Here is a 12415-nt window from a genome sequence, read left to right as displayed (position 1 = left end):
CGTCGCCTGATCACGGTGAGCCGCGCCCCGTGGTGGCCCAGCGTCGACCCGGCGAACCGGATGTACGACCCGAGACCCCTCCACACGCACCACGACCCCGCCCACGCCGATCCGGCCCGGCGAGCCACACCCGCCCGGTCCGCGCCACCACGCCGCGATGCGGCCCCGGCATCGCGAGCGAACGCACGGCAGGCACGAGCGGATCATCCACTTCGATCCGGAAGGCACCGACCACCCGCGCGGACACCTGCCGCCACGGGACCTGAGCCAGGAACTCCCGGTCCGGCAGCGGCGGCACGACAACGAGATAGCCGATCACGACCAGGCCAACCATGCCCGCTACCAGCAAAGGCCGTAGACCTGACTCCGCGGGATAGAGCAGGTAGCTCCCGAATAGGGCCACACATGACAGCGGCGCCGCGATGAGCACCCGCCGCCGCACCTGCCCGGCAGTGGTCACCAACTGGAGCGTGGTGGGGTTGGCCAAGACCGGCTGATCCAGCCGTGGCTCCGCCAAGATCACGGCGTCAGCCATTGATCACCGCCGCAGTCACCAGCGGATACCCGGGATACCCAACCGCGACGGTCGCCCCCGGCACCGGTTCCCCCACAACCCACAGCGCCCCGGTGTCCCACACGGTCCCCAGCAGATCAACCGGCGCCGCCGCCATCTCCGCGACCAACACCCGCCCATCCGCCAGCCGAAGCGTCGCCGTCGCCTTCGCGAACCCGCCCAACCGCGCCTGCCACGGCGCCAACGAAGCGGACACCTGGACCCACACCCCCGCGCTAAGCAGCGCCGCCAACCCTGCGTTCGCCCGCAGCGGCGATAGCCGCCACGCGACGGCACCGGCGATCGCACCGACGGTCGCGACAATCACGAGAGCCTGCCACCAGGCGCTCTCGGTGAGAATGACCAACGCCACCAGCATCCCCACTGCCATCAAGGCCAAGGCCACGAGCGCGAGCCGAGTCCGCCCCCGCAGCCAGGTGGTCCACCCAGCCGTCACATCCGCGCCCACATCCGGCAGGCGCGCAGGCTCGACCGGACCACCCACCACTTGGGCAAGCCATGCCTCGTGGGAGCCCTCGATCCGCACCGCCGCCCTGCCTCGCGCGTCCGGCCCGACCAGCCACACCATGCCGCTCCGGGCGAGCACCGCGAGGTGCGCTGGCGACGCCCCCGTCAGTCGCAGCAACTTCCCATCGACCTCGACAACGCTGCGCTCCAGCCAGGTGGATGTGCCGCGCACGACCCGCGCACCGACCGGCCGCCAAGCCTGCGCACCGAGCAGCGCGACCACCGCGGGCACCGGTCGCACCATGGCGTACTGCGCCACCATCCCCGCGACGGTGATTGCCGACCACACGGTGCTGGTGAAGAACGTCCGCACCGGGTCGTCCGACATCGCGAGGACCAGCAGCTGCAGCGCGAGGATCAGCCCCAGGAACAAACTCGTCACCAGCATGAGGTGGTGCGCGCGTTGTTTGGGCTTCAGCAGGATCGCGGTGGTCGGGTCCGATAACGCGGGTCTGTCGGTGAACGGCGCGCGGACCACGTCCGCGGTCGGTTCGGGCATCGTCTCTCCCCAGGATTTCTCTCAACGAGAGATCGCAGGTGACGCTACCTCCGTTAACCGTCGCTCGGAGCCCTCCGCAGACCCTCCAGCACCTTCGTGATGGTGAACATCACGTCCGCCGCCGCCTTCTTCGCGTCCGCGGCGGCGCCGATGATCGTCGCGCCGGTGGAAAGGGCGCCGAAGAGTATCCGCGTGGTCACTTCGACGGGCATTTCGTCGATTTCCCCCGCCTCGATCAGTGATTCGAGCGCGGATTTCACGATCCCGTAACTGTAATGTTCCTCAGCCTCACGCCACCGTTCCCATCCCATCACCACCGGTCCTTCATGGATGGCGATGCGCTGATAGGACGGTTCCATACAGATTTTGATATAAGCCTTCAACCCGCCCAGCACCCGGTCCCACGCCGCCCCCGGGCCCGCGACGACCTCGCCGAGCCGGGCCATCACCGCGGCCTCCACCGACCGGAAAGCGGCCTCGAACAGGGCTTGTTTGCCGGAGAAGTGGTGGTAGAGAGCTCCCTTCGTCACCCGCGCCCGCTTGGCGATGGCGTCGAGGGAGGTGGCCGCGTAACCACGCTTGGTGAACAAATCGACAGCGGAGTCGACCAGGGCCTGCCTGGTGCTTTCGCTGTAGTCGACTCTCCGCGACTGCGCTGTCGTCATATTCACAACGGTACGACATACCGTCGGTACGTACTCGTGGTAGCTTGGCCTTATCGGTTCCGTACCGACGGTATGCCGGAAACCCACGGTATGGCCGAGGTCACGGAGGGGAGCCAGGGGCCATGAGCTGGAACGACTATTACCGCAGGCGAGACGCGATGGACGCCGTGGTGGCGCACGCCGCGCGCACGCCGGAAGAGGCACTGCCGTACGCGGAGGTGCCCGGTGTGACCGACGTGTTCAGCAGTCACGAAGAGCTGCTGCTCGCGCTGCACTACCGCTGGACCTTGAAGCTGACCGGCCGGGTCGGCCTCGCGCAGGCCGAGGCCGAGCGCGACGCCTCGATCGACGTGGTCGATGCCGTGTCGCAGGCATGGCGCACCGCCGCGGCCGAGCACCCGGCGCTGCGCAGGCTGGTCGACCAGGCCGAGCTGACCTATCCCGAGCTGCTGCGCCCGGCCCTGGAGAGCGAACAGCGCATGCTCGCGCTGGCCGCCGGGCTGGCCGAGCCGCACGAGGCCAAGGCCGAGATCACCAGGGTCGGCGCCGCGTTCACCGCGCTCGTGCGCAGCGCGCCCGACCGGGTCGCAGGCAAGCGCCGCAACCCGGTCGAGCAGCTGCTGCGCAGGCTCGTCGCCAGCGCCTGAGCGTGATCTCAGCCCGCCGGCCCTAGGGTCGGTGGGAAAGCGAGGAGGGCACGATGACGTGGTCTGCGGACAACATCGGTGACCTGGGCGGCAAGACCGTCCTGGTCACCGGCGCCAACTCCGGTCTAGGGCTGCGCAGCGCCCAGGTCCTCGCCCAACACGGCGCGCACGTGCTCGTCGGCTGCCGCTCGATCGAACGCGGGCGGGCCGCCATCGCGACCATCGACGGCCCGGCCGAGCTGCTCGAACTCGACCTCGCCGACCTGGCGTCGGTCCGCAAGGCCGTCGCCGAGGTCCGCGAGCGCACCGGCGATCGACTCGACGTGCTGATGAACAACGCGGGCATCATGGGCACGCCGTCCTCCACGACAGTCGACGGGTTCGAGCTGCAGATCGGCACCAACCACCTCGGCCACGCCGCCCTCACCTGGCTGCTCATGCCCGCGCTGCGGGCGAAGCCGGGCGCGCGGGTGGTCACCCTGTCGTCCATCGCCCACCGCGGCGGCGGCTTCGACGTCGACGACCTCAACTTCGAGCGCCGCCGCTACAGCGCCGCGGGCGCGTACTCCCAGTCGAAGCTCGCGAACCTGCTGTTCGCCATGGAACTCGACCGGCGGCTGCGCGCGGCGGGCCACGCGGTGCTCAGCGTCGCCGCCCACCCGGGCATGACCGACACCAGCCTCGCCACCAACTCGGCCCGGTTGCGTGGCCCGTTCGGCGCGGTGGCGGCCAAGGTCGTCGCCGTCGGCAACAAGCTCGTCACCCAGTCCGTCGAACGCGGCGCGCTCCCCCAGCTCTACGCGGCGGTGGCGCCCGGTGTCGAGGGCGGGCAGTACTGGGGACCGTCCGGCCCGGGCGAGCTGTTCGGCGCGCCCGCCTTGGCGAAACCGAGGGCTGCGGCGCTCAACCCCGACCTCGGCCGGACATTGTGGGAGCGCACCGCGACCCTGACCGGCGTTTCGCCGGACCCGACGTGACCTGGGTGACACCGGTCACGCGAACCCTGGGCGTAACCTGACGGGCGTGACAGTCGCACCTGAAGGTCGGAAGATGCTGCGCCTGGAAGTGCGCAACAGCCAGACGCCGATCGAGAAGAAGCCGTCGTGGATCAAGACCCGCGCGAAGATGGGCCCGGAGTTCCGTGAACTCAAGGGCCTGGTCCGCCGCGAGGGCCTGCACACGGTGTGCGAGGAAGCGGGCTGTCCCAACATCTACGAGTGCTGGGAAGACCGGGAGGCCACCTTTCTGATCGGCGGCGAGCAGTGCACCCGCCGCTGCGACTTCTGCCAGATCGACACGGGCAAGCCCGCCGACCTCGACCGCGACGAACCCCGCCGCGTCGCCGAGTCGGTCCAGGCGATGGGCCTGCGCTACTCCACCATCACCGGCGTCGCCCGCGACGACCTGGAGGACGGCGGCGCGTGGCTCTACGCCGAGACGGTCCGCCAGATCCACGCGCTGAACCCGGGCACGGGTGTCGAGCTGCTGATCCCCGACTTCAACGCCGTGCCGGAGCAGCTGGCCGAGGTGTTCGGCTCGCGCCCGCAGGTGCTCGCGCACAACCTGGAGACGGTGCCGCGGATCTTCAAGAGCATCCGCCCCGCGTTCCGCTACGAGCGCTCGCTCGACGTGATCACCCAGGCACGCGAGTACGGCCTGGTGACCAAGTCGAACCTGATCCTCGGCATGGGCGAGACCCCCGAGGAGATCACCGAGGCGCTGTCCGACCTGCACAACGCGGGCTGCGACATCATCACGATCACTCAGTACCTGCGTCCGAGCCTGCGCCACCACCCGATCGACCGGTGGGTCAAGCCGGAAGAGTTCCTGGCGCACAAGGAAACCGCGGAGTCGCTGGGCTTCGCGGGCGTCATGGCGGGCCCCTTGGTCCGCTCGTCGTACCGCGCGGGCAGGCTCTACACCCAGGCCGTCGAACACCGCGGCGAGTCGGTCCCGGAGAACCTGCGCCACCTGGCGGAGGCGGGCTCGTCGAGCCAGGAGATCAGCGCCCTGATGCAGCGCGTCGCACCCCAGGCGTAGCAACCCCTCTGCCCCTCACGCGTCTGATCAGGTATCCGCCTCAGGGCTGACCCCTCGGTCAGATCTCAGGGCGATCTCAGAGGGAACCCGGTTATGCCAGGCTTCCTCCAAACGACAGACTTCACAGCGCCGGAGGGACCGGCGCTGTCGTATGAGGGGGATCTCCACCGTGGCCGTGGTTACCGACGTGCTCGAATGGCTCCAGGCGTTGCCGCAGCCCGCCCTAGTCGCCGCCACCGGCGGCTTGGTGCTGGCCGAGTGCACCATCGGCCTCGGCTTCATCGCCCCCGGCGAAGGGGGCCTCCTCGTCGCCGCCACCACCGTCAACAGCGTCCCGCGTTTCCTGATCCTTTGGGCCATCGTGACCGTCTGCGCAGGCATCGGCGACTCGGTCGGCTACTTCATCGGCCGCAAGTACGGCCCCCGCCTGCGCGAGACCAAGCTCATCCAGAAGTACGGCACCGAGGGCTGGGACAAGGCCGCGGACATCCTCAAGCGCCGGGGTGCGTGGGCGGTGTTCTTCGCCCGCTTCATGCCCGTCGTGCGAACGCTGACGCCGGCCGCGGCGGGCACGTCGGGCTTGCCGTACCGCAAGTTCTTGCCCGCCGTCGTCGCGGGCGCGGCCTGCTGGTCCGCCATCCACATCAGCATCGGCGCCGCCTTGGGCAAGGCCGCCAAGCGCATCGAGGGCATGCTTTCCACGGGCGGCTTGGTGCTGCTGGGCGCGGTCGTCGTCATCGGCGTCACGGTGCACTTGGTCAAGAAGCGCAAGAAGGCCACTGCGGCCCCGGCGATCGTGGCCGAGCCCGTTCGGTCCGACCAGGACCTGGACCCGGTCGGCTGACCCCACAAGATCGCGAGCGGCCGTCCGCCCCTACCGGGGTGGACGGCCGCTTTCGCTTTACTTCACCCGAGCCGCAACCCGCGCCGCCCGCTTCCGTGCCTCGTCTATCGCCTTCTGCACCTGGTCTTGCTCAGTGACGTTGTCCGCGACCTTCCGCGCCACGTCCGCGACCTTCTCGGCCTGCATGTGCAAGTCTCATTCTTGCCTGAACCGTTCAGGAACATGGTCCTCAAAAGCCGCAATCATATCCTCCATGAACCGCTCCAAAGAGCGCCACAAGATATCAGCGAACGACACAGCGTCTCGGCCGTCGGAGTAAGTCAGTTGCCACCTGTGACTAATCGGCCCGTCCACGTGATCCGGGAAAGGAAGCACCATCGCACCCGACCTGACGCTACTACGTTTCGAACCAGCCTGACTAGATTGCATGTGAATACTCAGGCCGGCTAGATAACGCACCTCACGAATTCCGCCCTGCAGCAGGCTGGACCTAGCCCGAATTATGGCGTCTCGCCGAGGCCCATCTGCCAGCGCTGGAATGAGTCCCTGATCGGCCTTGTAGCGCCGGTCAACAGCCTTCCGAGTCAAGCGATCATCGAACGCCCTGACCCACACCAGCAGTTCCTCAAGTGCGTACCAGGCTAGCTCCACAGATGGGTCTGCCATCCCGCCACCCTCTGGTAAATCCCCAAGTTTGGACCTGACCCGACTGTAGGCGCCGTGGATGTCGCCTACAGCGTTATGGAACCGCTGGTGTGCCTGTTCAACCCCTCCCGCCGCATCGACGACGTCGAGAACAAGCGTGTGGGTTGCCTCAAACAAAATCGAGTCGTCATCGTAATCACCACCCGCGCGCGTTAACGATTCACGAATTCCGTCGGCGCTTTCGAACCGAGAAACATCCCATTTCCATAGTTCTTTACCGAAGTCGAGCGGCACACTTCGCCCCTCGCCCCAGGTTATTCTGCGACTCCACGCCCAGGATCGCTCTGGCATTAGTCAATACTACTGGCCACTAGCAAAAGGTGGCAAACCATTCGCATGCTGCAGCATGGTCGATCATGTCGCCAATCTGCGCGCGGATACCGGGAGCAAACAATCCACGTCCGGTGATATTGCCATCGTCGGACGTGGTTGATGAGACCTACATGGTGGGCGACAAGCCGCCCCACTGGAACCCAGCGCAACAACTTTCCCACCTGAGGTCCATTATATCCCAATTGCCCGATTTAGACGGTTCGTCGGAATCGGGCAAGCCCCGGGCTGCCATGCCTCGCCGCGCAAAGCAACTCAAGGGCGAACGCGCCCTGGCTCTGATCGACGCGTACGTGGCCGGTGCCTCAACCCGGGAGGTAGCCGAGCGGTTCGGTATCCACCGACTCACCGTCAGCAAGATCCTTAAGGCTCACGGCGTGGAAGCTCGGAAACGCCGCCTCACCAAGGATGAAATTGATCTCGCCGTCAACCTGTACGAGCAAGGCATGTCGCAAGCAACTATTGCCGAACGGATTGGTGCAAGCCCCGATGGAATTCGGAACCAACTGCTCAAACGAGGCGTAAAGATGCGCGGCCCGCATGATTGGCACAGCCTGCAATAACCTAGGGTGCAAATACTCGTTGCAATCACGCACCCTTTGGGTTATAAATGACCGTTGGATATCACATCTAACAATCGAAGGGAGTTGAATGGAAGAACAAATACCGGACATGACGCCACCAATGACAAGCGAAGGCAACAAGCAAGTGGTGTTCGCGCCTCGGATTGATTCAGGACTCCGGGAGCAGGTTGAAGGTATTCGAGGCATCACGGGACAGACCGTGAACGAAGTCGGCCAACAAGCACTGCGCAACTGGGTAGATCACAAGCTCGCCGACGAAGAAGTCCGCGGTCAGGCTATGGCCGGAATCGAAGAGGAAGAACGTCGCTTGAAAGAACGGAAGGCCGCCATCGCCAAGGTGCTCGGGCCAACTGCAACAAAGACAGATGAGGCTGTGGTCACCGAGTCCCAGCCAGAGGAGTCGACAACAACCGCAACCAAGTCAAGCGGATCGACTGGCAACCGCGGCGGTCGCGGGAAGTAGTAGGCGACGAAGGGATTTCCCTGTCAGGCCTAAACGCTCGGCGCACTCGGGAGTGGAAGAGCAAGTGTCTTGTCGAGAGCATAGGGATGATTTGCCGCAGCAGGAGGGTCTCTATCTTCCTCAACCAGTTGAACCTGAAGATTCAGTGCTGAAAGCGTACCGGGAAGTTGCACAGCGCGAGCGAGCATTTCCAGCCCGAGGCGGATTTTATCCAAGTTGTCACATTCGATATACAGCGCCGATGTCTCAGCATAGCTCCATCCGGCTTGACATATTGCGTTCATCAACTGAGCGCGCATATTGTGGTTACGCGCCGCGCTGTAGTCCAAAGTGAGCGTTGCAAGGTAGCGCATGTAACTTCCAATCCATCTGTCCGATACAGACAATAATCCATTTTAGATCTTCGACCGTCGCCAATCAGCGAGATCGACAACATTAAGCTAGAATGCCGATCCTATTCCAGAAGGCGACGCAATTTCATTCTTCCAAAATGCTGGATAATGCAAGCGCTTACCATGGTTGCCACAGCTATGCAGGCCATCACGATCGCGACCACGGGCGACGTCGCGGTAGTGAGAAGCAAGTACGCGGTTGGCCATACCGCCGTGACGCCTGCCGAAATCACGTCCCCCATCTGTCCATTGCGATAGTGTTTGAATGCCGGTCCACGGGTTGGGTAGCGCCACCAGGCCGAGAGATGACTTACCACCATCACGATCACCACAACCGCGGCGAGGCTGAAGACCGAGAAGGCGACAAGCCAAATTCGAATCATCTGCATGCCATCGAATACGATGATCACCGAGAACAGCGCGCATTGAGAAAGGAAGACCGCGAACAATGCAGCGGTGTGCGGTAGGTCGATCTCGTTCTTCACATGCTTCGATCCGGAAAGCGTTGCCAGATAGACCAGGATCACAGAAAGGGTGGCTGCCATCCACAGTAGCCATCCAGTCACTCGCCACTGACCTGAGTCGGACGGTCCGATCAGCTTCTGAAGCGCCACCGCCCCTACCCCAAGCGCTACTCCAGAGACAACCGTCAGGAGCAATCGAAAATCCCGGCCATCATCCAAGGGTCTCTGAAGCGTATCCACTGAATCTCGCGACTCAGACCCGGCAAGCTCCAACGTTGGCGCAGCGGGATCTGCAGGTTCCGGGTCGGAGCGCCTACCGGTGAACGCAACACGAATAGCTACTCCGATGACGATGAGCCCCATGACCACCGAAGCCGTATACGATCGCTGCTCGCCTCCACGGCTCATGCCTGGTTGTCGGACGCCTTGCACCGGCGTTACGGATGCGACTAAGGTTCACTCGTTTAGCCCACTGAAATTGCCCTCTGGACTATCATCGGCGATCTAAGGACAGGAGTCCGCTCCGGATCATTTTCATCGAATACGACAGGATCCTTTGATACCGAATGAAACCACCCGGCAACTGTGCACCCTTAGGGCTGCGCGAACCAATACACGATCGGCGCCGTACCCAATCTATCCGGTAGCCCGTCCAATGGAGATCCCACACAGGTGAATTCCGGCTGTATCATGGTCAAATGACACATCAGTCACGGCGTAGCGACGCAAAGCTACTCGCCAAGGTACTACTAAAGGGTGGGGTCGCCTCCATCCCCGTTGCGGGATCGGCTGCGGTTGAGGTACTCAACGGGCTAGAGAGACGCAAGGATAATCGGGCTATCGAGACGCTGGAAGCAGTGATACTGGGCCTAAATATCGAGTTCAGCCGAGTTGTGCAGAAGCTCTCCGACGACGAAGGTTTGGCAGAACTCTGGCAACGCGCCATTAGCGCTGTTCGATCAAGCCGCCTGCAAAGTAAGCGCAACGCATTCGCTGCGATCATGCAGGGTGCCGTAGAGGCCAAACCCCAGCAACGAACCGTCGCCAACGTTCTCATCCGACTGATTGACCAGCTTGAAGAAGAACACCTTGAGCTGATCGAAGCTATCAGCCGCCTGGCGAAACTGCCCCCTGAACTTGACCCTTCGGGCAACGAAGGGAAGCCGGGAGCCACGGTCGACCGGCTACAGCAGGACGTGCCGCACCTAACGCTGGTCCTGGAAATCCTCCTGTCGTCACTCCTGTCGTTCAATGTCATCAGCGATAGCTGGAAGAACACCTATGGCGGACTTGCTGGACAGTCAGCTTACGTCTTGACCAACACTGGCAACGCCATCATGCAAACACTCTCAGGTGGCGAGCGCCTGTCATTCAGTGACGACTAAACGCGCGATCACTTACCTCCGGTCTGCGATGAGCCACCATCTAACTCGCACCTGAACTGAAATCCCCCGGCAGCCGGCCGCCATTTGCTTCCATCGCCGCTTCCGCTTCCTTGTATTCACCAAAGGTTCGAGGAAACCAGAGCACGAAATCACTGCGCCCAATGCGCAGGGCAGAGTCAACCACAAATGACTCGCAAAAATCGTAGTTCTCGTTAGAGTAGTGTAGCCGCCCGCCTCGGTCGTAAGTGGAGCGTCCACCTCCTGATTGCATAGCAACCGCGGGCGCGAGCATCGCAAAACGCACGTAATTCGGCATATCGATGCCAGCAACCTGAAGGCGCATCACTTGGCGCATCATCTCGAGCTGGCTATCGACTTCACGAAACTCTTTTGTCATAGCACTAACGATCCCATCGACTGCTCTGCGAGCCTCCCGTTCGCCACCATATACACTGATTCGCCTGTCGTAGACGTACTCGCGCTGAGACTTGAAGCCGCTCGTCTGGAATGCGTCACCCGACAGATATTTGCTGGCACCCCACTGAGCTATAAGCAGATCGAATGCGATCGCGACTTGGCCCATGCCAGACTTTAGGTCACCAGCGTCCACGGCCGCCCGGCCAGCCTTCAGGTGTTCGCGCACAATGAGCCCATTTCATCCTGAGGTGGATGTGTTGGTGGGCAAGACTTCTGGTGATCACGTGTTGATGGCCGTCGGCGTGGCGGCGTCTGGGCGTGGCGAAGCCCCTGGTAGCAGGACTTTCGACCAAGATCGTCCAGTTGCGCCCAGGGGCTTCAGATGTTGTTCTACCGTGCCGCGCTGCCCGTGTCGCATGCGACCCTGACTTTCGTGTCCGGCCTGATCCGCGCCCACCGCGCTGAGATCGGGTCGCGGTGGCGGGTGTTGAACCCGGGCCAGCAGGCCCTGCTGGTGCTGGTGTATCTGCGCAAGGGTGAGCCGTTCGCCGAGGTCGGTGCCGGGTTCGGCGTGTCGACCACCACCTGCTGGCGGTATGTGGACGAGACCGTGGAACTGCTCGCGCGGCGGGCACCGAAGCTGCGGACCGCGCTGCGCACGGCCAAGCGGGCGGGCGTGGCCTACGTGGTGGTCGACGGCACGCTGATCCCGATCGACCGGGTGGCCGCCGACCGCCCCTTCTACTCCGGCAAGCACAAGATCCATGGGGTGAACCTGCAGGTCATCGCCTCACCGGAAGGGGCGATCTTGTGGGTTTCGGGCCAGTTGCCGGGCAGCACCCACGACACCGCCGCGGCTCGGATCTGGAACATCCTCGCCGCCCTCCGCGACGCAGGGCTGATCGCCCTGGCCGACAAGGGCTACCACGGCTACGACCCCACGGGCAGGCACGTGATCACCCCTTACAGGGGTCGGAACAAGCCGGAATCGCAGAAAGACGCCAACCGCGCCCACGCCCGGCTCCGCGGTCCCGGCGAACGCGCCAACGCTCAACTCAAGACCTGGCGCATCCTGCGCAAACTCCGCTGCTGCCCACGCCGCGCAGGCCGACTGGCCAAAGCCATCCACGTCCTACAGAACCACGAGACCACCAGAGGATGAAATGGGCTCAATATCCTGTGGCACGATGTGTAGCATCGAGATGTCGGCGTACTGAACACCAAACACTCGGTGGCAGTTGTTTTCGAGGAACACGGCCGTGTCACGACGAGCTTGTTCTATTTGGTCCGAGTTCGGCACAGCGCCATCATGTTTGAAACTGTGGCGAACACTGCTGAGTCGACGCTCCGCTTCACGGCTCGAGAGTTTGGCGCCATCGGGAGCTATGTAGACCTTCAAGTTATTCGAGAAGGGCTTCGACAGATCGACGTTATCCTGAGCACAATAGTGCCCCATCGCAATCACAAAGAAAAGCTCCATGACGTCGTAGAACATGGATACGGCCGAGAAGTTGAGCGGCGGTGGCGCGAATGATTGCGTCGTGGCTTGCTGGTGAAACAACTTCATATAGCCGAGCCGCTTCATCGTCAGCTCATCGGGAACGGGCACACTCGTGGGCGTAGGCTGCGACATTCTTAGATGGTAGTTCTGCCAAGCAACCGGTTAACGATGACTCCGGCGAGATGTCCATCGGTCAGTCCTAGGCTGTGTCGACCGCGGTGACGTTCTGATCGCAGAGGTCGTCCACACGAGGAGCCCGCACAGATGCCGACCAGTACGCCGACGACAGTTGACAACCTCGAACAGTCCCCCGGCGCACGGTCACGCTGGATCCTCCAACGAGTCTCCTCGCGATACCGCACGGCTGGCGCATGACACGCAGGACACGCCCATCTCAG

16 protein-coding genes are annotated in these 12415 nt (G+C 63.5%); 8 read left to right on the top strand and 8 right to left on the bottom strand.

Annotated elements, in window-relative coordinates:
- Nucleotides 1-10: 10 nt before the first annotated feature.
- The 3 genes from ACSHT8_RS32705 to ACSHT8_RS32695 are packed head-to-tail and all read right to left on the bottom strand — an operon-like array spanning nt 11 to nt 2245.
- Nucleotides 11-535: a hypothetical protein gene (locus tag ACSHT8_RS32705; protein WP_436495610.1), complete on the bottom strand. Its 525-nt coding sequence runs from the start codon at nt 533-535 to the stop codon at nt 11-13.
- Nucleotides 528-1580 carry a hypothetical protein gene (locus ACSHT8_RS32700; RefSeq protein WP_436495609.1) on the bottom strand — a complete coding sequence of 351 codons (1053 nt, stop codon included), beginning with the start codon at nt 1578-1580 and terminating at the stop codon, nt 528-530. The genes ACSHT8_RS32705 and ACSHT8_RS32700 overlap by 8 nt, the downstream gene beginning before the upstream one ends.
- 53 nt (nt 1581-1633) lie before the next feature.
- Entirely contained in the window at nt 1634-2245 is a 612-nt protein-coding gene (locus ACSHT8_RS32695; protein WP_436495607.1) for a TetR/AcrR family transcriptional regulator, read from the bottom strand.
- 122 nt (nt 2246-2367) lie between these two features.
- Here ACSHT8_RS32695 and ACSHT8_RS32690 point away from each other — a divergent pair, with 122 nt between their 5' ends.
- From ACSHT8_RS32690 to ACSHT8_RS32675, 4 genes are all read left to right on the top strand, one after another.
- Complete coding sequence (locus ACSHT8_RS32690) at nt 2368-2892, top strand: hypothetical protein (RefSeq protein WP_436495605.1); 525 nt, start codon at nt 2368-2370, stop codon at nt 2890-2892.
- Between the two features lie 53 nt (nt 2893-2945).
- A complete protein-coding gene (locus tag ACSHT8_RS32685) occupies nt 2946-3869 on the top strand; it encodes an oxidoreductase (protein ID WP_436495603.1) in 924 nt (307 codons plus the stop codon).
- A gap of 46 nt (nt 3870-3915) precedes the next feature.
- On the top strand, nt 3916-4932 hold the full coding sequence (lipA, locus tag ACSHT8_RS32680; RefSeq protein WP_436495601.1) for a lipoyl synthase: 1017 nt from the start codon (nt 3916-3918) through the stop codon (nt 4930-4932).
- Nucleotides 4933-5101: 169 nt separating this feature from the next.
- Nucleotides 5102-5776: a DedA family protein gene (locus ACSHT8_RS32675; protein ID WP_436495599.1), complete on the top strand. Its 675-nt coding sequence runs from the start codon at nt 5102-5104 to the stop codon at nt 5774-5776.
- A gap of 195 nt (nt 5777-5971) precedes the next feature.
- Here the strand turns inward: ACSHT8_RS32675 and ACSHT8_RS32670 are convergent, their stop codons facing one another.
- The gene (locus ACSHT8_RS32670; RefSeq protein ID WP_436495597.1) at nt 5972-6715 is read right to left on the bottom strand and encodes a hypothetical protein; all 744 of its coding nucleotides are present in this window, start codon (nt 6713-6715) and stop codon (nt 5972-5974) included.
- Between the two features lie 191 nt (nt 6716-6906).
- Between ACSHT8_RS32670 and ACSHT8_RS32665 the strand changes: the two genes are divergently transcribed.
- Complete coding sequence (locus ACSHT8_RS32665; RefSeq protein WP_436495595.1) at nt 6907-7374, top strand: helix-turn-helix domain-containing protein; 468 nt, start codon at nt 6907-6909, stop codon at nt 7372-7374.
- Nucleotides 7375-7462: 88 nt separating this feature from the next.
- A complete protein-coding gene (locus ACSHT8_RS32660) occupies nt 7463-7858 on the top strand; it encodes a hypothetical protein (RefSeq protein ID WP_436495593.1) in 396 nt (131 codons plus the stop codon).
- Between the two features lie 29 nt (nt 7859-7887).
- Here ACSHT8_RS32660 and ACSHT8_RS32655 read toward each other — a convergent pair whose 3' ends face one another.
- Together ACSHT8_RS32655 and ACSHT8_RS32650 are read right to left on the bottom strand one after the other, a co-directional pair.
- Nucleotides 7888-8211, bottom strand: a complete 324-nt coding sequence (locus ACSHT8_RS32655; protein ID WP_436495592.1) for a hypothetical protein — start codon at nt 8209-8211, stop codon at nt 7888-7890.
- 101 nt (nt 8212-8312) lie between these two features.
- Complete coding sequence (locus ACSHT8_RS32650) at nt 8313-8864, bottom strand: hypothetical protein (protein WP_436495590.1); 552 nt, start codon at nt 8862-8864, stop codon at nt 8313-8315.
- A gap of 548 nt (nt 8865-9412) precedes the next feature.
- Between ACSHT8_RS32650 and ACSHT8_RS32645 the strand changes: the two genes are divergently transcribed.
- Entirely contained in the window at nt 9413-10099 is a 687-nt protein-coding gene (locus ACSHT8_RS32645) for a hypothetical protein (RefSeq protein WP_436495588.1), read from the top strand.
- Between the two features lie 40 nt (nt 10100-10139).
- On the opposite strand, the gene ACSHT8_RS32640 is transcribed toward ACSHT8_RS32645, so the two are convergent.
- Complete coding sequence (locus ACSHT8_RS32640; RefSeq protein ID WP_436495586.1) at nt 10140-10742, bottom strand: hypothetical protein; 603 nt, start codon at nt 10740-10742, stop codon at nt 10140-10142.
- A gap of 156 nt (nt 10743-10898) precedes the next feature.
- Between ACSHT8_RS32640 and ACSHT8_RS32635 the strand changes: the two genes are divergently transcribed.
- Nucleotides 10899-11678, top strand: a complete 780-nt coding sequence (locus tag ACSHT8_RS32635) for a transposase family protein (protein WP_436495584.1) — start codon at nt 10899-10901, stop codon at nt 11676-11678.
- Here ACSHT8_RS32635 and ACSHT8_RS32630 read toward each other — a convergent pair.
- On the bottom strand, nt 11649-12149 hold the full coding sequence (locus tag ACSHT8_RS32630; RefSeq protein ID WP_436495582.1) for a hypothetical protein: 501 nt from the start codon (nt 12147-12149) through the stop codon (nt 11649-11651). The two genes, ACSHT8_RS32635 and ACSHT8_RS32630, sit on opposite strands and share 30 nt — an antisense overlap.
- Between the last annotated feature and the right edge of the window lie 266 nt (nt 12150-12415).

Origin of the sequence: Actinokineospora sp. HUAS TT18, from assembly GCF_051364635.1 — a bacterium.
In the GTDB taxonomy this organism is placed as follows: domain Bacteria; phylum Actinomycetota; class Actinomycetes; order Mycobacteriales; family Pseudonocardiaceae; genus Actinokineospora.
This window is presented reverse-complemented; position numbering and strand designations above follow the sequence as displayed.

Bases quoted from the DNA above. Each gene is read 5' to 3' on its own strand.
- ACSHT8_RS32695 (WP_436495607.1), bottom strand. From the start codon at position 2,245: ATGACGACAGCGCAGTCGCGGAGAGTCGACTACAGCGAAAGCACCAGG.
- ACSHT8_RS32705 (WP_436495610.1), bottom strand. From the start codon at position 535: ATGGCTGACGCCGTGATCTTGGCGGAGCCACGGCTGGATCAGCCGGTC.
- ACSHT8_RS32690 (WP_436495605.1), top strand. From the start codon at position 2,368: ATGAGCTGGAACGACTATTACCGCAGGCGAGACGCGATGGACGCCGTG.
- ACSHT8_RS32660 (WP_436495593.1), top strand. From the start codon at position 7,463: ATGGAAGAACAAATACCGGACATGACGCCACCAATGACAAGCGAAGGC.
- ACSHT8_RS32700 (WP_436495609.1), bottom strand. From the start codon at position 1,580: ATGCCCGAACCGACCGCGGACGTGGTCCGCGCGCCGTTCACCGACAGA.
- ACSHT8_RS32685 (WP_436495603.1), top strand. From the start codon at position 2,946: ATGACGTGGTCTGCGGACAACATCGGTGACCTGGGCGGCAAGACCGTC.
- ACSHT8_RS32645 (WP_436495588.1), top strand. From the start codon at position 9,413: ATGACACATCAGTCACGGCGTAGCGACGCAAAGCTACTCGCCAAGGTA.
- ACSHT8_RS32630 (WP_436495582.1), bottom strand. From the start codon at position 12,149: ATGTCGCAGCCTACGCCCACGAGTGTGCCCGTTCCCGATGAGCTGACG.
- ACSHT8_RS32655 (WP_436495592.1), bottom strand. From the start codon at position 8,211: ATGCGCTACCTTGCAACGCTCACTTTGGACTACAGCGCGGCGCGTAAC.
- ACSHT8_RS32635 (WP_436495584.1), top strand. From the start codon at position 10,899: ATGTTGTTCTACCGTGCCGCGCTGCCCGTGTCGCATGCGACCCTGACT.